This is a genomic window from Nonomuraea sp. NPDC048826 (assembly GCF_043198225.1).
GTDB lineage: Bacteria > Actinomycetota > Actinomycetes > Streptosporangiales > Streptosporangiaceae > Nonomuraea.
This window is the reverse complement of sequence record NZ_JBICUQ010000006.1, coordinates 595,346-617,067: the sequence shown is the minus strand read 5'-3', so window position 1 is coordinate 617,067 and position 21,722 is coordinate 595,346. Positions and strand designations below refer to the sequence as shown.

The 21,722-nt window shown below is 72.3% G+C and carries 21 protein-coding genes; 9 read left to right on the top strand and 12 right to left on the bottom strand.

Annotation, left to right across the window (positions count from 1 at the left end):
• Positions 1–25 precede the first annotated feature (25 nt).
• Positions 26–757, top strand: a complete 732-nt coding sequence (locus ACGFI7_RS24645) for a hypothetical protein (RefSeq protein WP_393408526.1) — start codon at positions 26–28, stop codon at positions 755–757.
• 8 nt (positions 758–765) lie between these two features.
• Here ACGFI7_RS24645 and ACGFI7_RS24640 read toward each other — a convergent pair whose 3' ends face one another.
• The 6 genes from ACGFI7_RS24640 to ACGFI7_RS24615 all read right to left on the bottom strand — a co-directional run bounded on the left by ACGFI7_RS24640 (position 766) and on the right by ACGFI7_RS24615 (position 9,166).
• A complete protein-coding gene (locus ACGFI7_RS24640; RefSeq protein ID WP_393408524.1) occupies positions 766–4,287 on the bottom strand; it encodes a tetratricopeptide repeat protein in 3,522 nt (1,173 codons plus the stop codon).
• 6 nt (positions 4,288–4,293) lie between these two features.
• Positions 4,294–4,614 (bottom strand): trypco2 family protein, encoded by a 321-nt coding sequence (locus ACGFI7_RS24635; RefSeq protein ID WP_393408615.1) that lies wholly within the window; start codon positions 4,612–4,614, stop codon positions 4,294–4,296.
• A gap of 60 nt (positions 4,615–4,674) precedes the next feature.
• A complete protein-coding gene (locus tag ACGFI7_RS24630; protein WP_393408521.1) occupies positions 4,675–5,010 on the bottom strand; it encodes a hypothetical protein in 336 nt (111 codons plus the stop codon).
• A 74-nt stretch (positions 5,011–5,084) separates the two neighbouring features.
• Positions 5,085–7,313 (bottom strand): catalase/peroxidase HPI, encoded by a 2,229-nt coding sequence (katG, locus tag ACGFI7_RS24625; protein WP_393408519.1) that lies wholly within the window; start codon positions 7,311–7,313, stop codon positions 5,085–5,087.
• A 14-nt stretch (positions 7,314–7,327) separates the two neighbouring features.
• Entirely contained in the window at positions 7,328–7,750 is a 423-nt protein-coding gene (locus ACGFI7_RS24620; protein ID WP_393408516.1) for a Fur family transcriptional regulator, read from the bottom strand.
• A gap of 75 nt (positions 7,751–7,825) precedes the next feature.
• A complete protein-coding gene (locus ACGFI7_RS24615) occupies positions 7,826–9,166 on the bottom strand; it encodes a YncE family protein (protein WP_393408514.1) in 1,341 nt (446 codons plus the stop codon).
• A gap of 94 nt (positions 9,167–9,260) precedes the next feature.
• Here ACGFI7_RS24615 and ACGFI7_RS24610 point away from each other — a divergent pair, with 94 nt between their 5' ends.
• Positions 9,261–9,761 (top strand): hypothetical protein, encoded by a 501-nt coding sequence (locus ACGFI7_RS24610; RefSeq protein WP_393408512.1) that lies wholly within the window; start codon positions 9,261–9,263, stop codon positions 9,759–9,761.
• Entirely contained in the window at positions 9,752–10,309 is a 558-nt protein-coding gene (locus tag ACGFI7_RS24605) for a hypothetical protein (RefSeq protein ID WP_393408510.1), read from the top strand. The genes ACGFI7_RS24610 and ACGFI7_RS24605 overlap by 10 nt, the downstream gene beginning before the upstream one ends.
• A gap of 43 nt (positions 10,310–10,352) precedes the next feature.
• On the opposite strand, the gene ACGFI7_RS24600 is transcribed toward ACGFI7_RS24605, so the two are convergent.
• Entirely contained in the window at positions 10,353–12,164 is a 1,812-nt protein-coding gene (locus tag ACGFI7_RS24600) for an FAD-dependent oxidoreductase (protein WP_393408507.1), read from the bottom strand.
• Between the two features lie 83 nt (positions 12,165–12,247).
• On the bottom strand, positions 12,248–12,877 hold the full coding sequence (locus ACGFI7_RS24595; protein WP_393408504.1) for a TetR/AcrR family transcriptional regulator: 630 nt from the start codon (positions 12,875–12,877) through the stop codon (positions 12,248–12,250).
• A gap of 89 nt (positions 12,878–12,966) precedes the next feature.
• On the opposite strand from ACGFI7_RS24595, the gene ACGFI7_RS24590 reads away from it, so the two are divergent.
• Positions 12,967–14,295, top strand: a complete 1,329-nt coding sequence (locus ACGFI7_RS24590; protein ID WP_393408502.1) for an NAD(P)/FAD-dependent oxidoreductase — start codon at positions 12,967–12,969, stop codon at positions 14,293–14,295.
• Between the two features lie 114 nt (positions 14,296–14,409).
• Here the strand turns inward: ACGFI7_RS24590 and ACGFI7_RS24585 are convergent, their stop codons facing one another.
• Genes ACGFI7_RS24585 through ACGFI7_RS24575 form a run of 3 tightly spaced genes read right to left on the bottom strand, consistent with a single transcriptional unit; the run spans position 14,410 to position 16,458 of the window.
• A complete protein-coding gene (locus tag ACGFI7_RS24585) occupies positions 14,410–15,090 on the bottom strand; it encodes a class I SAM-dependent methyltransferase (RefSeq protein ID WP_393408499.1) in 681 nt (226 codons plus the stop codon).
• A gap of 43 nt (positions 15,091–15,133) precedes the next feature.
• Positions 15,134–15,847, bottom strand: a complete 714-nt coding sequence (locus tag ACGFI7_RS24580) for an SRPBCC domain-containing protein (protein WP_393408497.1) — start codon at positions 15,845–15,847, stop codon at positions 15,134–15,136.
• 23 nt (positions 15,848–15,870) lie between these two features.
• The gene (locus tag ACGFI7_RS24575) at positions 15,871–16,458 is read right to left on the bottom strand and encodes an ArsR/SmtB family transcription factor (RefSeq protein ID WP_393408494.1); all 588 of its coding nucleotides are present in this window, start codon (positions 16,456–16,458) and stop codon (positions 15,871–15,873) included.
• Between the two features lie 189 nt (positions 16,459–16,647).
• Between ACGFI7_RS24575 and ACGFI7_RS24570 the strand changes: the two genes are divergently transcribed.
• Both ACGFI7_RS24570 and ACGFI7_RS24565 read left to right on the top strand, forming a co-directional pair.
• Positions 16,648–17,433, top strand: a complete 786-nt coding sequence (locus ACGFI7_RS24570; protein ID WP_393408492.1) for a calcium-binding protein — start codon at positions 16,648–16,650, stop codon at positions 17,431–17,433.
• Between the two features lie 78 nt (positions 17,434–17,511).
• Positions 17,512–18,753 (top strand): DUF1266 domain-containing protein, encoded by a 1,242-nt coding sequence (locus ACGFI7_RS24565; protein WP_393408489.1) that lies wholly within the window; start codon positions 17,512–17,514, stop codon positions 18,751–18,753.
• Positions 18,754–18,756: 3 nt separating this feature from the next.
• Here ACGFI7_RS24565 and ACGFI7_RS24560 read toward each other — a convergent pair whose 3' ends face one another.
• On the bottom strand, positions 18,757–19,239 hold the full coding sequence (locus ACGFI7_RS24560) for a hypothetical protein (protein WP_393408487.1): 483 nt from the start codon (positions 19,237–19,239) through the stop codon (positions 18,757–18,759).
• 185 nt (positions 19,240–19,424) lie between these two features.
• On the opposite strand from ACGFI7_RS24560, the gene ACGFI7_RS24555 reads away from it, so the two are divergent.
• The 3 genes from ACGFI7_RS24555 (at position 19,425) to ACGFI7_RS24545 (ending at position 21,711) form a co-directional block, all read left to right on the top strand.
• A complete protein-coding gene (locus ACGFI7_RS24555) occupies positions 19,425–20,342 on the top strand; it encodes a hypothetical protein (RefSeq protein ID WP_393408485.1) in 918 nt (305 codons plus the stop codon).
• 79 nt (positions 20,343–20,421) lie between these two features.
• Positions 20,422–20,952: a DUF305 domain-containing protein gene (locus ACGFI7_RS24550; protein ID WP_393408483.1), complete on the top strand. Its 531-nt coding sequence runs from the start codon at positions 20,422–20,424 to the stop codon at positions 20,950–20,952.
• 57 nt (positions 20,953–21,009) lie between these two features.
• A complete protein-coding gene (locus ACGFI7_RS24545; RefSeq protein ID WP_393408480.1) occupies positions 21,010–21,711 on the top strand; it encodes a FadR/GntR family transcriptional regulator in 702 nt (233 codons plus the stop codon).
• Positions 21,712–21,722 lie beyond the last annotated feature (11 nt).

Below are 21,722 nucleotides of genomic sequence, written 5' to 3'. Positions count from 1 at the left end.
CAAGCCTGAGTTGTTGGGTGGCGTGATGACGGCGTCCGAGATGGTGCTCGCCGGGTTGTCGGCGGTGGTCGTGGTGGCGGTCGTGGTGTGGCGCGGGCCGGCGGTGGTCCGGCTGCGGGCCGAGGTGCGCGGGCAGCGGGCGGCGCTCCGCGGACGGTCAGGGACGGCCCATCACTTCTTCGTACGGGAGAGGGAGGGTTGGAGCCCGGAGGTGGATGGGGTGATGGCGGCCAGGCTGGAGGAGCTCGAACGGCGGGAGGCCGAGGTCGGCGCGCTCGCGAGGCCGGGCGAGGCCGCGAGCCGGCTGGGCGATGACTATCAGGTCTTCGGTGAGCTGGTCAGGGCGGTGTCGGCGGGCGAGGCGGCCGCGTCGATGCCGCGAGCGGACCTTGCTGAACTGCTCGCCGCCCCGGGGCAGAACGACCTGGTCGCCGGTCTCCGTGATCGGCGGGACGGGCTGGAGGAGCGCCGCGCCCGGCTCGTCCAGCGGATCCGGGAGGCGTCGCCGGACGGCTGGGCGAAGCTGGTCAGGAGCGCCACCGCGCTGGCCGCCGACCACAGGCGGTTGGGCGCGGACGTCACCCGGGCGTGGGAGCGGATGTTCCCGGACCGTGCCGCCGCGAGGGCCGCCGAGGAGAAGGCGGTGTTCCAGCACATCCTGAACGACATAGGCCGCCGGGGGAGGGCGGCTTCCCGACGGCGGGATCGCTCCGGGGGCAGTGTCTCCGACCCCGGCCACTACGACGATCTGGCGTGATCCGGCGCTCATGTCAACCAGGCGGGGACCTCGGTGCCGGTGAGTTCGGTCCAGAGGCGGCGGACGTCGTCCGGATGCTCCTCGTACTCGCCGCGCAGGACCGCCGACGCTGACGAGGCGAGCGGGGCGTGGTCGCGATCCTGTGCGATGGTGAGCGCTTCGATCAGCAGGGCGATGCGGTCGCGCGCGGGTGTGGCGTTGTCCAGGGTCGCGACGGTGTAGCAGCCGACGGCGAGTTCGGTGAGGAAGACGTCGGGGTGGGCTTCGGCCAGGTCGCGGCGGAGGCGGACGGCCCGGTCGGCGACGGTGGCGCTCTCTTCGCCCCGCCCCAGCGCGGCCAGGTCGATGGCCAGGTTGACGAGGGAGGTGGCGAGGTCGGGGAGGTAGGCGTCGGGGCGGGCCTCGGCCAGCCGGCCGAAGATGCCGGCGGCGCGGCGGGCGACCTCCACGCCCTCCTCACGGCGTCCCAGATCAGCCAGCCGGACGGACAGGTTGTTGAGCGAGTTGGCCAGGTTGGGGAGGTGGGCGTCGGGGTTGGCGGCGGCCAGCCGCTCGCGGATGTCGGTGGCGCGGCGGATGGCGGCCAGGCCCTCCTCGGGGCGTCCCAGGTCGCCGAGTCTGATGGACAGGTTGTTGAGTGACAGGGCGAGGTGGGGGAGGTAGGCGTCGGGGTCGGTCGCGGCCAGTCGTTCGCGGATGCCGGTGGACCGCAGGCCGGCGGCCAGTCCCTCGTCGTGGTGTCCCAGGGTGCCGAGGAGGACGGACAGGTTGTTGAGCGAGTTGGCCAGGTCGGGCAGGTAGGCATCGGGGTGGGCCTCGGCCAGCCGCTCGCGGATCTCGGTGGCGCGTCGGGCGGCGGTGAGGGCTTCTTCGTCCCGTCCCAGGCCGCTGAGCCGGATGCACTGATTGTTGAGCGAGTTGGCCAGGTCGGGCAGGTAGGCGTCGGGGTTGGCGGCGGCCAGACGTTCGCAGACGTCGGTGGCGCGCTGGATGGCGGCCAGGCCTTCCTCGGCGCGTCCCAGGTCGCCGAGTCTGATGGACAGGTTGTTGAGCGACCGGGCGAGGTCGGGCAGGTGGGTGTCGGGGTCGGCGGCGGCCAGGCGTTCGTAGATGTCGGTGGCGCGCTGGATGGCGGCCAGGCCTTCCTCGGGGCGTCCCAGGTCGCCGAGTCTGATGGACAGGTTGTTGAGCGACCGGGCGAGGTCGGGCAGGTGGGTGTCGGGGTCGGCGGCGGCCAGGCGCTCGCGGATGTCCGTGGCGCGCCGGATGACGGGCAGGCCCTCCTCATGCCGTCCCAGCGCGGCCAGCCGGACGGACAGGTTGTTGAGCGAGTTGGCCAGGTCGGGGAGGTAGGCGTCGGAGTCGACCTCGGCCAGGCGCTCTTGGATGCCGGTGGCGCGGCGGACGGCGGCCAGGCCTTCTTCGCGTCGTCCGAGGGCGCCGAGCCTGATCGACAGGTTGTTGAGCGCGCCGGCGAGGATGGGCAGATAGACGTCGGGGTCGGTTCCGGCCCGGGTCTCGTACGCGTCCACGACCGCCTGCCCGATGTCCGCCGCGAACCCGCTCAGGGCCCGGGTCTGTTCCGGGATCAGGTCGGACAGCATGGCGGCGTGCTCCGCCGAGAGCCGGTCGTCGCGCAGCAGCGCCGACAGCCCGGCGAGCAGCACCGAAGGGTCCTCGCTCTGTGTGGCCACCCGCATCGCGGTGGCCGCCACCACAGGATGGGCCGCCACCATGGCCGCCACCTCCGGCGCGATGTCCCGGTGGCGCGCGGACGCCCGCGCCAGCACCGTCAACGCCTGGAAGTCCTGCTCCGTCGAGGTGTGCGCGGCCAGCGAGCCCAGCAGGCCTGGGCACTCCCGCAGCAGGGCCGCGGCCAGGTGCTCCGCCAGGCGGTCGGGCTGCAACGAGCCCCAGTACCCGCCGCCGGACGCCGGGTAGAGGTCGCGCAGCCAGCGGGCCACCGCGAACAGCGCGTCCTCGTGCTGATCTCCGAGCCACGGCACCCGCCGCAGCAGGTCCACCGCCTCGGGCTCCGCGGCGGCCCCGCAGAGCGAGGCCACGGCGACCGCCCGCCGGAACGTCGGCTCCGACACGCTCAGCCGGTGGTGGCGCGCGGTGTCCCGCCAGTAGCGGGCCTCGTGCCGCAGGACCACCTCCTCGACCGGCCGTCCCGGCTCCGGCTCCTCGCCCAGCAGCCCGGCCAGCGCGCTCATCTGCAGGCTCAGCGCCGCTCCGGCCCCGGTGAACCGGGCCGCCTCCAGGTCCGGCGTCGGCACGGACGACGACGGCCGGTGCGGCCAGTCCATCGCGGTCAGCGCCGCCTCCAGGTCCGTCAGCGCCTCCTGGTACGCGGCGGCCCGTGCGACCGGCTCCCGCTCCAGCGGCGCCAGCTCCTCCACCACCGCCGCGTCCAAGACCTGTTCCAGGCGGCTGTCGGACTCGATCAGCCGTTGCCACCAGTCTCCGGCGCTGCGGGCCAGCAGCAGCACCCGCACCGGCGCGTCCCCGCCCAGCTGGGCCGAGCGCACCACCTCTGCGACCACGTCCGGCCGCGTCTCGGCGTAGTCCAGCACCACGAGGACCGGACCGGCCGGCCGCTCCAGCGCCGCCCGCCGCGCCTCCTCGCCGGCGGCGGGCCGGTCGCCCCACCACGACGTCACCCACGACCTCGACGGGTCCTGCTCCAGCCGCTGGCACAGCTCCGTGACCAGCCGGGTCTTTCCCTGCCCGCCCGGCCCGGTCAGCAGCCGGACCCGGACCCCGCCCCCGTCACACCACTGGGCGAGCGCCGCCAGCTCGGTCGTACGGGCGCGGAACCGTACCGTCTGGGCGTCGGCGCGCAGCAGATAGGCCGGCGACCGCGCCGCCACCCGGACCGGCCGGGCGAACTCGACCGATTCCAGCACCGCAGCCCGCCCGAGCGCCTCGCGGAACCCCGGTTCGGCCCACAACAGCGACACCGGCTCGGCCACCAGCCGCCGGGACCGCCACGCGACCGGGTCCTCGACGACCACCCCGATCAGCAGCCGTCCCGCCCACAACGCCGCGCCCGACATGCCCTGCCAGCCGCCCCGCGCCGGGACCTGGTCGTCGGCGGAGGCGTGCAGCCGTCCGCCCAGCAGGCCGGTGCCGACGTTGACCGTCCCGGTGAAGCGCTCGGTGTCGCGGAGCCCTCGTGGCTGCTCCATCGCCTGGGGGAAGCCGATGGCCTCGCAGCTCACGCGTCCGCTGGCCGAGACCAGTTGCCCCCACCGCACCGGGTTCGGGCGCGGGCCTCGCGGGGAGGTGATCCGCAGCAGGGCCGCGTCCAGGCGGCCGGTGCCCGGCCAGGCCACCTCGCAGGGCAGGCCGTGCGCGTCCGCCAGGGTCCGGACCTCCAGGTCCGCCAGCGGCCGACCGGTCGCGGGATCGAGCACCAGGTGCCGCGCGGTCAGCACCAGGTCGCCGCCGACCAGGCAGCCCGACCCGAACGCGACCTTCCCGCCGGGCAGTGCTCCGGTGACGTCGACGACCCGGCCGGGCCGCATCTCCGGCTACTCCCTGCCGGGCCGGGAGCTCAGCTCGTCACGTACCAGGGGCGGCTTGCCGGTGGCGGTGTCGACCGGGTTCAGCACGACCTTCACCGTGTGCGACGAACCCCGGGAGGCACTGCCGCTCGCCCCGCCCTCCACGACCCACACCTTGACCTTGCCGTCGAGCGACTTCTCCCGGTTGACCTCGACCAGGAACTCCAGCTCCACCGGCCCGACCTCAAAACGCAGCCGCTCGCCCTCGGCCGACTCCATCGCCGCGGCCAGCTCCTCGCGCACCCCGCGGACCGCGTCCGCCAGGCCCACCCACGCGCCCTCGTCCATGGCGTTCACCACCCTTGAGTACATCCGCGCCGGCACGCGGAACGTAACACCGGACTCGGATCAGTAGCTGTCGCTCCAGCGGTACCAAGGACCCTGGACGTGCTCGAAGGACGAGGAGACCGACGGGTCGGAGTCGTCGACCGGCACCTGGTCAGGGCTGTAGACGTAGCCGTAGGGGTCCACGCCCGGCCCGTTCAGGCCGACCGTGAAGTAGACGCGGTCGCCTTCTCGGTGGACGGACCGGAACGCGGCCTCGCCGATGGTCAGCGGCCCGGACGTCGTGCCCGTCCGGGCCACCCGTTCCATCGCGGCGAAGGAGCGCAGGACGCGCTCCTCCGAGCCGGGCCCGCAGGCTGTCAGCGACGCGAGCAGGACGCCGGCGATCAGTGTTCTCATGCCCGGGATCTTCGCGGATCGCCGGGCGGTGGGCGCCGGGCCGGCCGCGCGGGCCGGTCCGGACGCCCACAGGATCAGGCCCGGTCGAACCGGTCGAGGTTCATGACCTTGTCCCACGCCGCGACGAACTCCGTCACGAACTTCTCCTTGGCGTCGTCGCACGCGTACACCTCGGCGAGCGCGCGCAGCTCGGAGTTGGCGCCGAAGACGAGGTCGACGCGGCTGCCGGTCCACCTGACCTCGCCGGTGGCGGGGTCGACGGCCTCGAACGTGTTCTCGTCGCCGGCCACCGGCCGCCAGTCGGTGCCCAGGTCGAGCAGGTTGACGAAGAAGTCGTTCGTCAGCTTGCCGGGGGTGTCGGTGAGGACGCCCAGCTGGGACTGACCGCTGTTCGCGCCGAGCACGCGCAGGCCGCCGACCAGGACGGTCATCTCGGGCGCGCTCAGCGTGAGCAGGTTGGCGCGGTCGATCAGGAGGTACTCGGCCGGGAGCCGGTTGCCCTTGCCCAGGTAGTTGCGGAACCCGTCGACGGTCGGCTCCAGGACGGAGAACGACTCGATGTCGGTCTGCTCCTGGGACGCGTCCACGCGGCCCGGCGTGAAGGGCACCTGGACGTCGAAGCCGGCGTCCTTGGCGGCCTTCTCGACCCCGGCGCAGCCGGCGAGCACGATCACGTCGGCGAGCGAGACCTGCTTGCCGCCGACCTGGGAGCCGTTGAAGGACTTCTGGATGCCCTCAAGGGTGCCCAGCACCGTGGCGAGCCGGTCGGGGTCGTTGACCTCCCAGCCGATCTGCGGCTGCAGGCGGACGCGGGCGCCGTTGGCGCCGCCGCGCTTGTCGCTGCCGCGGAAGGACGAGGCGGACGCCCACGCGGTGGACACCAGCTCGGACACCGACAGGCCGGAGGCCAGGATCTGCTCCTTGAGCGCGCCGGCGTCGGCGTCGTCGATCAGCTCGTACGTGCGCTCGGGCAGCGGGTCCTGCCAGAGCAGCGTCTCGCTCGGGACCTCGGGGCCGAGGTAGCGCGAGACCGGGCCCAGGTCACGGTGGGTCAGCTTGAACCAGGCGCGGGCGAACGCGTCGGCGAACTCGTCGGGGTTCTCGTAGAAACGCCGCGAGATCGGGCCGTAGATCGGGTCCTCGCGGAGCGCGATGTCGGTGGTCAGCATCGACGGCGCGTGCCGCTTCGACGGGTCGTGGGCGTCGGGGATCGAGTCCTGGCCCGCGCCGTGCTTCGGCCGCCACTGGTGGGCGCCGGCCGGGCTCGTGGTCAGCTCCCACTCGTAGCCGAACAGGTTCCAGAAGAAGTTGGTGGACCACCTCGTCGGCGTCGAGGTCCAGGTGACCTCCAGGCCGCTGGTGATGGTGTCGCCGCCCTTGCCGGTGCCGTAGGTGCTCTTCCAGCCCAGGCCCTGCTGCTCGATCGGGGCGGCCTCGGGGTCGGCGCCGACGTGGTCGGCCGGGCCGGCGCCGTGGGTCTTGCCGAAGGTGTGACCGCCCGCGATCAGGGCGACCGTCTCCTCGTCGTTCATCGCCATCCGGCGGAACGTCTCACGGATGTCGCGGGCCGCGGCCAGCGGGTCCGGGTTGCCGTTCGGGCCCTCCGGGTTGACGTAGATGAGGCCCATCTGGACCGCGCCGAGCGGGTTCTCCAGCTCGCGGTCGCCGCTGTAGCGCTCGTCGGCCAGCCAGGCGGTCTCGGGACCCCAGTAGACGTCCTCCTCCGGCTCCCAGACGTCCTCGCGACCGCCGGCGAAGCCGAACGTCTTGAAGCCCATCGACTCCAGGGCGACGTTGCCGGCCAGGACCATCAGGTCGGCCCACGACAGCTTCTTGCCGTACTTCTTCTTGACCGGCCACAGCAGGCGGCGGGCCTTGTCGAGGTTGGCGTTGTCGGGCCAGCTGTTGAGCGGCGCGAAGCGCTGCTGGCCGGCGCCGGCGCCGCCGCGGCCGTCGCTGATCCGGTAGGTGCCGGCGCTGTGCCAGGCCATCCGGACCATGAACGGGCCGTAGTGACCGAAGTCGGCGGGCCACCAGTCCTGCGAGTCGGTCAGCAGCTCGGCGATGTCGCGCTTGACCTCGGCGAGGTCGAGGCTCAGGAACTCCTCGGCATAGTTGAAGTCCTCGCCCATGGGGTTGGCGACGGCCGGGTTCTTGGCCAGGATCTTCAGGTTGAGCCGCTCAGGCCACCACTGACGGTTGCCGCCACCCTGGGTCGGGTGCAGGGCGCGATGCGCGACGGGGCAGCCGCCTTCGCCCTCCGGCTTCGGGTCGGTGACGATCGCATCGTGATTCTCGGTCATGGGAGTCCTTCTGATCAGGCGGTGGAACAGTCGGGGCAGGTGCCCCAGAAGATGACCTCGGCCTCGTCGATGGTGAAGCCGTGGTCCTGGGACGCGTTGAGGCAGGGCGCGTGGCCGATCGCGCAGTCGACGTCGGCGACCGCGCCGCACGACCGGCACACGATGTGGTGGTGGTTGTCACCCACACGTCCCTCGTACCGGGCCGCGCTGCCGGCCGGTTCGATGCGCCGTACGAGCCCCGTGGCGGTGAGCGCGTGCAGCGCCTCGTAGACGGCTTGGAGAGAGATGTGGCCGACGCGATCGCGCACCCCGGAGGCGATGGTCTCGACGTCGAGATGGTTACCGTCCCGGACGGTCTCGAGCAGTGCGACCCGGGCGGCCGTGACTCTCAGGCCGGCCGCGCGCAGCTCCTCAGCGGTTGTCTTGGACGGCGTCATGCTGGGAAACCTACCTCCATAAACACGAATGATACAAGAGAACGAACGACCCAAGTTTTGTGTCGCGGAGGCGGTTCAGCGGCGGCGGACCTCGCCGGTGCCCAGGTCAAGGCGGTAGAGGCGGCCGCTGTAGGCGTCGCGGACCAGCAGCCGATCCCCGGCCCAGCCGACGGCGGCGTCGAGGAAGGCGTCGCCGGTGAAGCCGGCCGTGACCCTGGACAGGCGCCGGCCGGTGCTCGGGTCGTAGGTGTCGACGCGCTGCCCGTTGACGACCACGAGGCGGTCGCCGTCCGGGCGAAGGTGGTACGCGTCGTCCTTCCGGAGCGGGCGGGTCATGCGCACGCGCCCCCGGTGGTCGAGCACGCGCACCTCGGACGCCGTCGAGACCACGAAACCGCTCCCGTTGAGGTCGTGCACGTGGTCGGCGTCCGGCACGGACAGCGTGGTCCACGTCCCGGTGTCGATGATCCGCGCGCCGTCGTGGGTCAGAGCGACGTACCTGCTCTGGCGGACGAACGTGGGCTCGGGCACCTCGCCGTCGGTGAGCGGGCCGGTGAGCGCGCGGAGTTCCGCCTCGTGGTGATACATCATGCGGCGGTCGTACCGATCCAGATAGACGGCGGCCTTCCGGTCGTGGCTGCGCGCGAACGGCGCCCGCCGCGGCGGCGCGCCTTCGACGATCAGGTACGTGGCGGCCTGGGGAAAGGGATCCCCGTTGACCAGCCAGGCACGGCAGGGCACGTCGGTGTCGTCGGCGAACGGGCACGTGGGTGCCGCGAGCTTCTTGACGTCCGTGAACGCGGCCCGCTCGGTGGCGTAAGACGTCGTCGCCGAGGCTGAGCGTTCCGGTACGGGTTCCCGAGCCGGGGTGAGGAACGCGGCAGAGAGCGCGATCGCGGCGCCGGAGAGGTAGAGGGAGCGGGCCGACCAGTGGCCGATGGCCAGGCCCGTGGCGGTGCCGTCCGACGCGGCGGGGAAGCGGAGTGACACGGCCAGCGCGACGACGGCGGCGACGGCGGCGACGGCGGCGTGCGCCAGCCGGGTCGAGGTGACGCCGTCGGTCGCCAGCAGGTAGCCGCCCGCCGCGACGGCGCAGGTCAGGCCGAGCAGCCATGACGTCCGGTAGATCGGGGGGCCGGCCTGCGGGCGGCTCAGGAGTGCGGCCGCGCACCAGCCCACGACCAGGTAGAACGGGTCACCGGTGAGGCCGGTCACCGGGACGGCGCACAGGACCGCGACCAGCCGCCGGCGGCGCAGCCGGGCGAAGTGGGCGACGATCCGGCCGGCGTCGGCGGTCGTGACGTCGAGCCCGGTCAGCTCCGCGAACCGGGTGAGCCGCTCCCGCGTGACGGGCATGGCGGCCACGAGCACGGCGATCACGCCGGCGGCCCACGCGATTGCCGGAGGTATCGTCACGAGTTGACACCATATAAGGTGCTTTACCGTGCGCCCGGATGATTTATGGAATCACTTTTCTGTCGCCACCTGGCGTGCTCTCCCGGTGCGATTCATGGCGGCGGCGATCGCCTGTCTGTCGCTCGCCGTGGTGGCGGTTCCCTGGGCGGCGGAGGCGGATTCCCGGCGCATTCACTGGACGGGCCCCGACATCGGTGTGCTCGGCGTGGAGAAGACCGACGACGGGGCCCTGGCCGTCGCCTTGCGTATCGAGGTGGAATACCAAGGGATAGGATCCTTCACCCTCACCGGCCTATCCGCTGATATTCCCGGTATGCGGTTACTTCCGGTGAACAAGGCGCGCGACGAAACCGGTCAAGTCACCGTGGAAAGCGGCAGCTGGGAAACGCTGAGAAGGACCGTCGTCATCACCGACTGCGAAGCGGTGCCGCGCGAACCCCAGCCGATCCGTTTCACCTACCGCACCTGGCTGGGCGACGGCGAGGGACAGGTCGTCTGGCATCCCCGGCAGCTGCCCGAGGAGTCCGTCACCGTCGCCTGGCAGCGGGGCATCGCCATCGAGGCCTGCGACGAGGCGGTGGAGCGATGGTCCTGACCACCGGCGGCCCGACGGGCGTGCGGCTCTTCCGTCCCGGCACGAAGGTCGTCCTGGGGCTGGCCGTCGTGTTCGTCGCCGTCCGCGTCGACGGGTTCGACGTGCTGCTGAACCCCGTCGGCTGGGCGGTGTGCGCGAGCTCGCTGGCACGGCTGGGGAGCGCCGGCGATCTCTTCAGCCGGGCCGCCGCCTTCGCGCTGGGCATGGTCTGCCTCTCGACGGTCGCCCTGTACGCCTCGGGCGTGCGGGCCAGCCTGGGGGCCGGGGCCTCGCCGGTCATCCAGCTGATCGGCCTCGCCGAGAACGTGGCCTCCCTGGTCGGCCTCTGGCTGGTCGCCGAGGCCGTCGTCCGGAGGCTCCGCCTCGCCGACCGGCCCGCGGCCGCCCTGGACGTGCTGCGCTGGGCTCTGGCCGGGCTGGGCGTGCTCGACCTGCTGGACGACTTCGGCCACGTGGAGCCGGGCCCGGTCGTCCCGGTCGCCTGGGGCGCGGGGTTCCTGGCCCTGCTCGTGATGCTGCACCGTACGATCGATCGCCCGTACGCGTGAGTCGCCCCCGGGGGATGCCGGAGTCCCCCGGGGGCAAGACCGGTCATGGCCAGTACGGGGCCAGGATGTCGAACTTGTTCGGCAGGCCCAGCTGGTAGCGGATGTCGTCCAGGTCGTAGAGCGACTTGAACTCGCGCGGCAGGTACAGGTCGTACAGCCTGGCCTTGGTCGCCGAGGAGCCGGCGGCGTCCAGGATGGCGTTGGCGGTCGTGCGGCCCGCCTCGTTGCCGCCCTCCATGGTCGCCAGGTTGATGTTGTTGCGGACGTAGTCGGCGGCCAGGTAGAAGTTCGGGATCCGGGTCGTGGAGTCGGGGCGGTTGGCCCACGAGCTCGGGGAGTTGATGAGCAGCGGCTCGTCGTTGGCCACCTGCGGGGTGCCCTCGCCGGAGATGGCGGGGTCGACGAACCAGCTGTGCACGAGCGAGTCGGGCAGCAGCGTGGCGCCGTTCGGGGTGACGGCGCGGACCTGGGCCAGCACCTCCTGGACGATCTCCTGGCGGGTGCACTGCTTGGCGGTCTTGCCGAACAGGATGCCCGGGGTGTTCCAGTCGGACAGGTCGAGCGACAGGCAGTCCTTCGCCACGCCGTCGCCGTACGTGGCGGGGAAGTTCGTGGTCCAGAACTGCGCCTGGCTGATCGAGGTGAGCGCCCACGGGGTGCCCGCGTAGACCATGTGGCCGTCGACGATCGGCCTGGGCTCCTTCAGGTAGATCATGACGCCGTTCATCCAGTCCGTCTCCAGGTGGCTGAGCCGGGCCAGCTGGGGGTCGGCGGACTTCATCGCGCTCGACAGGATGGGCGTGAGACGCTCGATGGGCATCGCGGCCACGTAGTGGTCGGCGGTGACGGTCCCGGCGGCGCCGGTGGGGTCGGTCACCCGGGCGCCGGTGATCCGGCCGCCGCTGTAGTCGAACCCGGTGGCGGTCCAGCCGACCTTGAACTGGACGCCGAGCCCGGTCAGGTAGTCGATCCAGGGGTCGATCCACACGTCGTTGGACGGGCCGTTGAGCACCTGGTCGGGCGGGCCGTACGGGCCGAGCCCGAGGCCGCTGTAGATGAGCGCCTCGAACATCATCGCGATCGTGCGGGTGTTGGCCCGGTCGGGCTGGGCGGCCACCAGGGAGGCGGTGAACATCCTCGTCAGGAGCTCGCGGTACTCGACCGACATGATGTCGGACTTGGTGAAGTCGGAGAAGCTCATGTTCTCCCACTGGCCGAGCTTCCGCTTGGGGCCGCTGGTGATGAAGGTGATCATCTTCGAGAGGAAGAAGTTGACCTGGGTGAGCGGGATCGTGGTGGCCGCGATGAGCGCGCTGCGTAAGAAGTTCTGGATGACTTCCGGCGTGAGTCCGCTGCTCAGCTCGCTGGGGATGGGGACGGTCAATAACTTCTGCCGGTAGGCGATGGCCGTGGCCTTGGCGGCGACCAGGTTGTCGCGCACGGTGCCCGAGCCGAACGGGATGCGGCTCATCGTGTCCGGCAGGTTCTGGTAGAAGCCGGGGAAGAACCGGAAGCCGTGCTCGCCGGGCAGGTCCTTGCGCCCGCCGGTCGCGGTGCCGGGCACCGGGATGCTCCTGGACTTGCCGCCGAGCACCTTGCGCTCGTACACGGTGACCTGGAAGCCGCGCTCGGCCAGCTCGTGGGCGGTGCTCAGGCCGCCCATGCCGGCCCCGAAGACCGCCACGGCGCGGCCGGTGACACTGGCCTTGAGAAGGGAAGGGGCGGCCGCTCTGGCGCCTTCCGCGCCCCACAGCGGTCCGGCGGCCGCTCCCGCCGCGGCGCCCAGCGCGCCGGTGACGAACCTGCGTCTGTTGATCCCGCTCTGCCCGTTGTCCTGGATCTCCTGGTCTGCCATGGGGCGGCCTCCGCTCACCGTTAGCTAACCGACACGGCTGTTGGTTCAGCTAGGCGAGACGATGAACCTGTGGATCACTTCTGTCAAGATGCGGATGTGCGTCCCGGCGTCTGGGAGAGCCCGTTCCACAGCACGAGCATCGCGGCCTCGACGAGGTGGGCGCGCGGCATCGACGGGTTTCTGGCCCACCACTGGGCGAGGCCGTCGGTGCCGGAGATGAGCAGCTCGACCACGGCGTGCGCGGTGTCGCTGTCGGGGTCGAGCCCCAGGTTGCGCAGGTCGCGCCCGAGCATGACGGCGACCGAGCGGGTGCGGGTCTCGCGGATGCCCCAGCGCACGGCCTTGATCTCCGGGTCGTCCTCGTCGGTGTGGTCGAACAGCAGGCGGCGGGCGTCGGGCCAGTCTTCGGAGAAGCTGAAGTAGGCGTCGAGCGTGGCGCGCAGCCGGCGGCCGGGCGAGCCGGTGCCGGTGATGCGGGCGCCGATGTGCTCGACCAGGCGCGCGTTCTGCTCCTGCAGCACCGTGATCAGCAGGACCCGCTTGGACGGGAAGTGGTCGTAGAGCACCGAACGGGTGACCCCGGCCGCGGCGGCGATCTCCTCCATGGCGGTGGCGTGGTAGCCGCGGGCGGCGAAGACTTCCAGGGCCGCCTCGGTGATCCGGGCCCGGCGGGCGGAACCACGCATGCGCCTCTTCGGCTCCTGGATCGCCATGTCCGGCAGCCTACCTCCGACCCGTTGACGCCGCGCCCCTCGCAGGCATAAAACCGACACTAGAGTCGGTTAGCGCGCCAGGAGGCCCGATGCCAGAGCACGCAGACGTCGTCATCGCCGGAGCGCGCTGCGCGGGTTCCTCCGCCGCCGCCGCACTGGCGCGGCGCGGAGTCAAGGTGATCGCTGTGGACCCGGCGCGGTTCCCGTCCACCACGGTCTCCACCCACCTGCTCTTCGCCTCGGGTGTCGCCGAGCTGGCCAAGGCCGGCGCGCTGGAACGCGTCGAGAAGATCGGCGCGCCGAAGCTCTCCCGCGCCTTCGTCGGCGGCCCCGACCACGCCGCCTCCGGCCGCTACACCCCGATCGACGGCATCGACTACGGCTTGTGCGTCCGGCGCACCGCGCTGGACGCCGCCCTCGTCGACACCGCCCGCGCCGCCGGCGCCGAGGTCAGGGAGGGCCACCGGGTCGTCGACCTCCTGTGGGAGGGAGGCCGGGTGGTGGGCGTCAAGGTCAGCGAGCGCGGCGGGCCGGAGTACGAGATCCGCGCCGGCCTCGTCATCGGCGCCGACGGCCGACGCTCCACCGTCGCCCGCCTGGTCGGCGCCGAGCAGCCGCGGCTCACCCACGACAACGGCCGGGCCTGCTACTACGCGTACTACGAGGACCCCCGCGAGGAATGGCGCACCACCGCGGCGATGTGGCTGACCGGGCGGGAGCTGGGCAACGCCTTCCCCTGCGACGGCGGGCTGTCGCTGGTGCTGCTGATGCCCCCGGCCGAACGGGCCGGCGACTTCAGGGGAGACCTGGAGGCGGAGTTCGACCGTACCGTCAAGCTGGTGCCTGGGCTGGCCAAGCGCCTCGAAGGGTGCACCAGGGCGACGAAGATCGTCAGCTCGGCCGTGCACCCGTCGTTCTTCCGCAAGTCGGCGGGGCCCGGCTGGGCGCTGGTCGGCGACGCCGGGCACTTCAAGGACCCGGTCACGGCGCAGGGCATCCGCGACGCCGTGAGGTTCGGGCGGCTGCTGGGCGAGCGGGTCGCCGGCGTGGTGGACGACCGGGCGGCCCTCGACGACGCGACGGCCGCCTGGGAGCGGTCGCGCGATGCGCAGTGTCTGCTCATGTATCACTGGACGAACCTGCTCGGGCGCGGCGACGGGCTCGCGTACGTGCAGATCGAGCTGCTGCGCGGGCTGACCGACGGGCCCGGCGGGGTGCGCCGGATCCTGGAGGTCTACTCCAGGATCCGGGACCCGCGCGAGACGCTGGCGATGCCCGGCATGGTCAAGGCCGTCGCGCGCGCCCTGCGCGACAACCCGGGCGCCCGGCTGGCGGTGCTGAAGGCGACGGGCGAGACGCTGCGCGAGATGGCCGGCCACCACGACGAGGCCAAACGCCTGCTCCGCCCCGCGCTGTGACGCCCGCCGGGGGAGGCCCCGCGCTGTGACGCCCGCCGGGGGAGGCCCCGCGCTGTGACGCCCGCCGGGGGAGGCCCCGCGCTGTGACGCCTGCCAGGAGGGGCCGTCCTCGCGCTAGGGCGTCGTCTGCTTCTCCCCGTCGGGTGCGGGGCGGGCGATCAGCACGTAACGTTCGTCGTCGATCGGCTTGCCCCACAGCGCAGGGTCGGTGAGGCGCTCGTGGTGGACCACCCGGGCCATCGGGGCGAGCGCCGCGGTCAGCTGGTCGGCGGGCACGCCGCCGACCCACGGCAGCGGGGGCGAGGCGGCGTACGGGGCGGTGCCTGAAGTGTCCCAGCGGCCCTCGACCAGCACCAGCCTGCCACCCGGGCGGAGCAGCTCCAGCCAGCGGCGGAGCGCCTGCTCGGGCGCGGGCAGGGTCCACAGCAGATGGCGTACGAGGATCACGTCGAACCGCGCGCCGGGCTCCACGGGCGGGTCGGCGGCGTCACCGACCAGCAGGGGCGCGCCGAAGCCCGCCTGCTCCAGCTTGCGCGCGGCCTGCTCGATCATGCGGGGCGAGAGGTCGACGCCGGTCGGGCGGTGGCCCTGCTGGGCGAGCAGGAGGGTCAGCGAACCCGTGCCGCAGCCCAGGTCGAGGATGTCGGAGGCGCCGCTGGGCAGCCACTGGGTGAGCCTGAGCCACCAGGCGGCGCGCACCTGCGGGCTGCGCAGGCCGTGGTCGGGCTCGTGGTCGAAGGCTTCGGCGGAAGAGTCCCAGAAAGTTGAGATGGGAGCGAGGTCGGATGTCGGCACCCGCGCAGTCTCGCAGCGGGCGCCGACAGTTTCGCCCCGTTGATCAGGCCGCCGGGACGGCCGACGACCACCAGGCGTTCCAGCGCGCCTCCAGGGCGGCGAACTCCTCGTCCGTCTGGCCGTACGTGGTCAGCACCATCATGGCGACGCCCTCCGGGTGGACCGGGGCGGCCGGGGTGTGCGCGACCACGAGGAGGCCGTCGCCCCAGCCGTCGACGGTGAGGCCGAGCTGGTGGTCCGTGCGGAACCAGACGGTGCCGGCGAGCGGCTCGCCGGTGGGGGCGGTGTGCGCGTACGGGGCGCCGGGGACGAGGTCGGCGAGCGCGGCCAGGCCGGCGGCCGTCAGGGTCGGGGTGGTGCCGCGGCCCGACAGGAAGACGGTGCGCCGGTCGGCTCCGGGGTGGCGCTCCAGGGCGAACCTGAGCTGGTGGATGAAGGTGATCCAGCCCTCGTTGACGTCGTCGTAGTAGGCGTCCCACTCGGCGTCGCCGCTGAGCGGGGCCCGGGTCATGCGCAGGCGGGTGCGGCCGCCGCCGGCGTCGGTCAGCTCGAACCTGTCGCCGCCCTGGACCTCCATCCAGTGTTCTTCCGGCGACTCGGTGACGTGCTCGGCGTAGATGACTTCGATCTCCTTGTCGAGGCCGTCGGAGTGCCAGCCGTGCCAGCGCCGGATCCGCTCCGGCTCGCGCAGCGCCCGCCACACCTCCTCGACCGGCGCGGAGATGGTGACCTCGACGGTGAACCGTTCGTCCGTCATCGGAGCTCCTTCGGGAGTGGGATTCAGGTGCGCGGGGCGGGATGGCCGCCGGCGGTGAGGCGGTAGGGCCTGCCGCCGGCGGTGTCGTAGCGGGCCGCGATGCGGGAGACGGCCTCGGCCAGCTCGTCGGTGAAGCGGTGCACGTCGCCCGGCTCGGCGAAGCGCACCTCGGCCTCCAGGGTGAAGGTCAGCAGGCGGGCGCCCTGGCGGTCGGCCGCCGAGGCCATCCGGGTGACGTCGCGGACGGTGCCGGCGGCGGTCTCGACCAGGTGCTCGGCGGAGTGGCGGTCGGCGATGCGGGCGAAGTCGGCGTCGACCTGGGCGGGGGAGGTGAGCACGCCGGGGTCGACGAGGAAGGCCTTGGCGGTGGCGCGCATGACGCGCTCGACGCAGCCGCGCCGGCGGCGCTCCTCGACCAGCTCGATCAGCTCTTCCTGCTCCAGGATCTTCAGGTGGTAGCCGACCCGCTGGCGGGGCAGGCCGAGCTCGGCCGCGAGCTGGACCGCCGAGGCCGGCTCGCGCAGGCGGGCCAGGAGCTGCCGGCGGATGGGCGTCAGGGCGACGCGCAGGCGCTCGGGCTCGTCCATGAGCGACATCTCGGTTGCGGCCATACCTCGATGAAACCATTGGACAGTTTTTCCTGTCAAATGGATCGAAGATCGAATGTGCATTTTTCTCGGTAACGCTTGATACATGGAGTTATGCACAGTAACGAGCAGAAATCTCCGGCACCTTAGGCGACGAACGTGAGCGGCGCTCAAGGGGACGCCGCCGAAGATCTCCTACGGGGTACAGAAACCATGAACAGCATCAAGCACGGCCTCATCCGCGTGTCCCTGCTCGGCGGCCTGGCCGCCGGCGTCCTGGCGGCGGTGCCCGCCGCCGGTCACGCCGCCGCCGGCGAGCCGACCGTCACGCGGAGCGGCAGCACCGTCACCATCACGGCGCCGGCGGACATCACCCGGAACGACAACCTGACCGTCCAGGAGGTGAGCGGCCGGACGCACGTGTTCGGCGGGGTCCTCGCGGGCACCGGCTGCACCCAGGTCTCGGCCAACGAGGTGAACTGCGGCACCGGGGTCACCACGCTCAACGCGAACCTGGGCCGGGGCAACGACCGCTTCTCGTCGCTGATGGGCCTGGTGGGCACCGTCGACGGCGGCCCGGGCGGCGACGTCTTCCTGGGCGGGCGGGGCTTCCAGGGCACCGCCTTCACCTACAGGGGCGGCGACGGCACCGACACCGTCGACTACGGCTCCAGCGGCACGCCCGTGACCGTCACCAAGAACGACACCATCCGCACCGACGGCCGGCCCAGCCTGGACCGCGACGACGTCACGCTCGACGTGGAGATCATCCGCGGCACCGTCGGCGCCGACACGCTGATCGGCTCCTCGGGCTCCGACACCCTGGACGGGGACCAGGGCGCGGACCGTCTGGAGGGCAGGGGCGGCGCCGACGTGATCGACGCCGTCGACGTCAAGGGCACCAAGGACACGCTGATCGACTGCGGTGGCCAGAACGACACCGCCTTCGTGGACGCCGCCGACGCCCCGGTGGCCTGTGAGTCCGTCAACCGCCCGTAAGGAACCCCGGAAGCCCGGCACGTGAACTCCCGTGCCGGGCTTCCGGCACATGATCCATTAAGTCGCTATATTGCGCCCATGCCTCCCGAGGACGAGACCCACGACGCGGTACTCCCGTACCTGGAAGATCCTCCCGAGGGGGAGCGGTGGCTCGCGCCGGCGTTCCGGGAACAGCGGCTGTACGAGCTGTGCCGCGACGGCGGCGCCGAGGCGCACCTGGCCTACCTGAGGACGATCGCCGCCGAAGGGCTGTACCGGCCGGTGCCGCTCGCCGAGGCCAGAGGAAGCGACGGGGCGGCGCCGCTGCTCGTGACGGCGCTGCCGGACGGTCGCCGGCTCGTGCAGGCGTACACGGCGGGCGTGCTGCCGCGCCCGCACCCGGACCTGGTGTACGAGTTCGTCACGCTGCGCGGGCTGGCCGCGCTCTGGCCCGACGACGTGCGCGTCCTCCTGGTGAACGGGGCGACGCCGTGCGCCAGGGCGTTCCTGGCGACGGAGGAGGAGCAGGACGCCTGGATCGAGCTGCACGACGAGCTGTTCCGGCCGGACGGCACCTGCGACCGCATCGAGACCCGCCGCACCGGACTGCCGCTGGACGAGGGCGTGCTGCGCGGCCTCGCCTGCGGCGCCCACCTGTGCTACGGCAACGGCGACGCCTGGAACACGCTGGACTGGCACGGCGCCGGCTACGGCAGCGAGGTCCAGCGGCTGGCCGAGAGCTGGGGCGTCCACGACCACGACGACTGGCTGGACACCACGGAACGCCTGCTCGCCGCCGAACTCAGCCCGTGGGTGTGGGAGTACGTGCTCGGCGCCCGCCTCTGGCTCGCCCAGGAGACGGGGGAGCGGCGCGTCGACCCGGTGGTGTGGCGCGACTGCGTCGAGCAGAGCATCCGCGCGCAACTGCGGGACGAGGTCTCCGGCGAGGACCTGGACGACCTGGCGACCAGCCTGCGCGGGCTGGCCGGCAAGATCATGCGGTACGAGTCGCGTTTCCGCGCCGACGGCCTCCTCCCTCCCGACGGCTACGTGCGCACCGTCGCCGCCTGGGACCTGGGCCGCGCCACCATGGTGGCCCGCTGGGGCCGCGGCGCACGGTACGCCTCCGAGCAGGAGCTGCACGCCGCGGTCGAGCGGGCCGGCAAGGCGGTGCAGGCCGCGTACGGTTCGTGGCCGGAGTTCTCGGCCGGCTACGTGCTCGGCCGCTGCCTGCACTTCGACGAGGAGACGTTCGGCGACTGGTACACCACCGTGCTGGACGCGCACCGCGCCCTGCTGGCGGCCCCTGACAGCCCGTGGAACACCGTGCCCCTGCACTGACGCCTATCCGCGGGAGGCGCTGCTCGCCCCGTTCACGCACGCGTTGCCCTTGGTGGAGAACAGGCCGTAGTTCTTGCCCCAGTAGATCCGCCCCGTCGCCATCATGCAGCCGCGCGAGATGCGCAGCCGGGCGGTGTGGGTGCGGCCGGTGTACCAGCCGCGGACGGCCGTCGACTGCAGCTGTCCGTCGCACCCGCCGTAGCCGGCGGCGGGACGGGCGCAGTGCTTCAGCATGATCGTCATGTGCTTCCGGACGCCCCACGTGGCGTTCGTGGAGTTGAGGTAGGCGCAGGCGGTCGACGTGCGCGAGTCGTAGAAGACGTGGATGTACGCCGCCTTGGCCATGTTCTGCTGGAGGTGCACGGGCTCGCGCATCACCCGCGTGCCGGAGCAGGTGGGCAGCGCGGAGGTCTGGGCGGCGGCGGTGGTGGCGGGCAGCCCGGCCAGCGTGGCGGCGGCGGCGAGGGCGATGACCAGTGATCGCATGGGTCTCCAATCCGTCTCGCATCCTGTGCGAGCATTGATCGTTTGTTGCGTTGCAAGACTGGCCGGGCCTGGCCGACGGGGGCCAGACGGTGCGGTCCGTGGAATGTTGCGCCACCGCTTGCACCGGGCTTCACCTGCGGTTCCACGGTCCGGAGGACAATTGCGGGAAGGGGCGGCGCGCTGCGATGGGGACGTTCGAGGAGCTCGCGGACGGGCTGGCCGCCGCGCTGGACGAGGCGGCTGAGGGCATCCGGGAGGCGCTGCGCTCCCAGAACCGCCCGCAGAAGTACCTCGCGAACCGGGTCGCGGACGCCAGCCCCTCGCTCGTCTCCCGCTGGCTGTCGGGCTCCCGTCAGCTCGCCGACCGCAACCGCCTGCCGGGCGCGGACGCGATGCGCGACATCGCCGCGGCGCTGCAGCTGCCGGCGGAACGGGCGCGGGCCCTGATCGCCCTCGGCGGCGCCGTCGACGACCTCCGCAAGCGGCTGGAGGCGGAGGAGCGCGGCTGGCGAACCAGGGCCGCCGACCACCACAGCCGCCGCACCGCCCCGCCGGAGCCGCCCCCGCCCGCCTCACCGACCGCCGCCCCGACCGTCGAGGAGCCTGCGCCGCGCAGGTCGGTGCCGCTGCTCACGGCGGCGGTGGCCGCTGGTGCGGTGGGCGTGATCGCCTTTCTGGGCGGGATGTTGACGGGGCGGACCTGGGCCCCTGATCCGCCGGTGCCGGGTGTGACCGTCCAGCCGGAGGCCCAGGGCAGCGGGGATCGGTGCAGCCCGTGGACCGACGCGGGAGGCGGCGTGGAGCTGGAGGCGTGCGTGCGGGTGCGTGACAGCCGCATGCTGATCAGGAGCCGGTTACGCGGCCCGGTCGGCACGCGTACGGACATGGTGGTGCAGGCGTACGACACGTTCCTGGAGAAGCCGGTCACCAAGGAGCTGAAGTGCCACCGGATGCACATCACGGCCGAGGGGCAGATCCAGACGTGCGGATGGCACGAGATCAGGCCGCCGTACGGGTCGGAGTACGCGGCGCGGGCCGGATGGCGCCCGGCGGGCCAGGGCCTGTTCGACGGGGCGGTGCTCAGCACCGGCCTGCGCTGGTGACGGCGGCCACCCTGGGATGAGTCATCCCGGTATGAGACGGGGTGGCGGGGGCGGCGGGTGGATGACACGCTTGCTCGGCATGAGACGCGTTCTCGCCGCTGTGGCGCTCCTGCTGGTGGTCGCCTGCGGAGCCGGGCCCACGGGCGATCCGGTGAACGCCGATGACGTGATGTTCGTCCAGATGATGGTCCAGCACCACCGGCAGGGGATCGAGATCGCCGGGGTGGGCGTCGAGAAGGCGACCACGGAGGAGCTGAAGACGCTGACGGCGGCCGTCGTGAGCACTCAGCAGACCGAGGTCGAGATGATGCTGCGCTGGCTGCACGCGTGGGAGCAGCCGCTCACGCCGCCCGACGGCGCGCACGACCATCACGGCGGGGTGCCCGAGACCGACCGGAAGAAGATCGCCGCGCTCCGGGCGGCGGACCCGTTCGAGCCCGAGCTGCTGACGCTGCTCATCGCCCATCAGGACGGGGCCGTCCAGATGGCCGCGGCGGAGGTCCGCGACGGGGTGAACCCGGAGGCGACCCGCTGGGCGGCCACGGTGCAGGAGTCGCGCAAGGCGCAGATCGAGCAGATGCGGCGGCTGCTGACGGAGATCTCCGGCTGAGAATGCCGTTCGCGGTGCCATGGACACGCATGCGGTTAAGTGATTAGATCACTTGATATGTCAGAGGTCGCACGGCCCACCCTGTCGGACGCGCTCACCGAGCGCATGCTGGAGCTCATCCGCGAGGGCGGGCACCGGCCGGGTGACCGGCTGCCTTCCACCAGAGAGCTGTCCCAGCGGTTCGCCGTCACCACGCCCACGCTGCGCGAGGCGCTGCGCAGGCTGGAGGCGACGGGCGCGATCGAGCTGCGGCACGGGTCCGGCATCTATGTCGGCGCCGCCATCGAGCGGCTCGTGCTGCCCAACCCCAACATGCGCGCGATGCACACGCCCAAGCTGCTCGACCTGCTGGGCGCGCGCATCGTCATCGAGCCGCCGCTGGCCGCGATGGCGGCCCGCCACGGCACCGAGGCGGAGCTGACGGCGCTCCAGCGGGTGCTCGCGGACGCCGCGGGCCACCTGCGCGGCCAGGACGCCGAACTGCACGACGCCAACATGACCTTCCACCGGGCCACCGCCCGGATGGCGGGCAACACCGTCCTGCACGAGGTGGTCGACTCGCTGCTCACCGTCCACGCGGCCGAGCAGCAGGCGATCCTGCAGATCTTCGACGACCGGCGGCGCGACTACGAGGAGCACCTGGCGATCCTCGAGGCGATCGAGGCGCGCGACGCGGCGGCGGCCGAGGAGCGCATGCGGGCTCACCTGATGGACGTGCGGACCGTGATCGAGCAGAGGACGCACCACCCCCCCGAATGATCAAGGAGGCC

Excerpts from the sequence above, each read along its gene's own strand:
- ACGFI7_RS24545 (WP_393408480.1), top strand. The coding sequence starts at position 21,010 with ATGTCAGAGGTCGCACGGCCCACCCTGTCGGACGCGCTCACCGAGCGC.
- ACGFI7_RS24580 (WP_393408497.1), bottom strand. The coding sequence starts at position 15,847 with ATGACGGACGAACGGTTCACCGTCGAGGTCACCATCTCCGCGCCGGTC.
- ACGFI7_RS24635 (WP_393408615.1), bottom strand. The coding sequence starts at position 4,614 with ATGGACGAGGGCGCGTGGGTGGGCCTGGCGGACGCGGTCCGCGGGGTG.
- ACGFI7_RS24590 (WP_393408502.1), top strand. The coding sequence starts at position 12,967 with ATGCCAGAGCACGCAGACGTCGTCATCGCCGGAGCGCGCTGCGCGGGT.
- ACGFI7_RS24620 (WP_393408516.1), bottom strand. The coding sequence starts at position 7,750 with ATGACGCCGTCCAAGACAACCGCTGAGGAGCTGCGCGCGGCCGGCCTG.
- ACGFI7_RS24565 (WP_393408489.1), top strand. The coding sequence starts at position 17,512 with ATGCCTCCCGAGGACGAGACCCACGACGCGGTACTCCCGTACCTGGAA.
- ACGFI7_RS24640 (WP_393408524.1), bottom strand. The coding sequence starts at position 4,287 with ATGCGGCCCGGCCGGGTCGTCGACGTCACCGGAGCACTGCCCGGCGGG.
- ACGFI7_RS24555 (WP_393408485.1), top strand. The coding sequence starts at position 19,425 with ATGGGGACGTTCGAGGAGCTCGCGGACGGGCTGGCCGCCGCGCTGGAC.
- ACGFI7_RS24595 (WP_393408504.1), bottom strand. The coding sequence starts at position 12,877 with ATGGCGATCCAGGAGCCGAAGAGGCGCATGCGTGGTTCCGCCCGCCGG.
- ACGFI7_RS24560 (WP_393408487.1), bottom strand. The coding sequence starts at position 19,239 with ATGCGATCACTGGTCATCGCCCTCGCCGCCGCCGCCACGCTGGCCGGG.
- ACGFI7_RS24630 (WP_393408521.1), bottom strand. The coding sequence starts at position 5,010 with ATGAGAACACTGATCGCCGGCGTCCTGCTCGCGTCGCTGACAGCCTGC.
- ACGFI7_RS24605 (WP_393408510.1), top strand. The coding sequence starts at position 9,752 with ATGGTCCTGACCACCGGCGGCCCGACGGGCGTGCGGCTCTTCCGTCCC.
- ACGFI7_RS24645 (WP_393408526.1), top strand. The coding sequence starts at position 26 with ATGACGGCGTCCGAGATGGTGCTCGCCGGGTTGTCGGCGGTGGTCGTG.
- ACGFI7_RS24570 (WP_393408492.1), top strand. The coding sequence starts at position 16,648 with ATGAACAGCATCAAGCACGGCCTCATCCGCGTGTCCCTGCTCGGCGGC.
- ACGFI7_RS24600 (WP_393408507.1), bottom strand. The coding sequence starts at position 12,164 with ATGGCAGACCAGGAGATCCAGGACAACGGGCAGAGCGGGATCAACAGA.
- katG (WP_393408519.1), bottom strand. The coding sequence starts at position 7,313 with ATGACCGAGAATCACGATGCGATCGTCACCGACCCGAAGCCGGAGGGC.
- ACGFI7_RS24575 (WP_393408494.1), bottom strand. The coding sequence starts at position 16,458 with ATGGCCGCAACCGAGATGTCGCTCATGGACGAGCCCGAGCGCCTGCGC.
- ACGFI7_RS24610 (WP_393408512.1), top strand. The coding sequence starts at position 9,261 with ATGGCGGCGGCGATCGCCTGTCTGTCGCTCGCCGTGGTGGCGGTTCCC.
- ACGFI7_RS24550 (WP_393408483.1), top strand. The coding sequence starts at position 20,422 with ATGAGACGCGTTCTCGCCGCTGTGGCGCTCCTGCTGGTGGTCGCCTGC.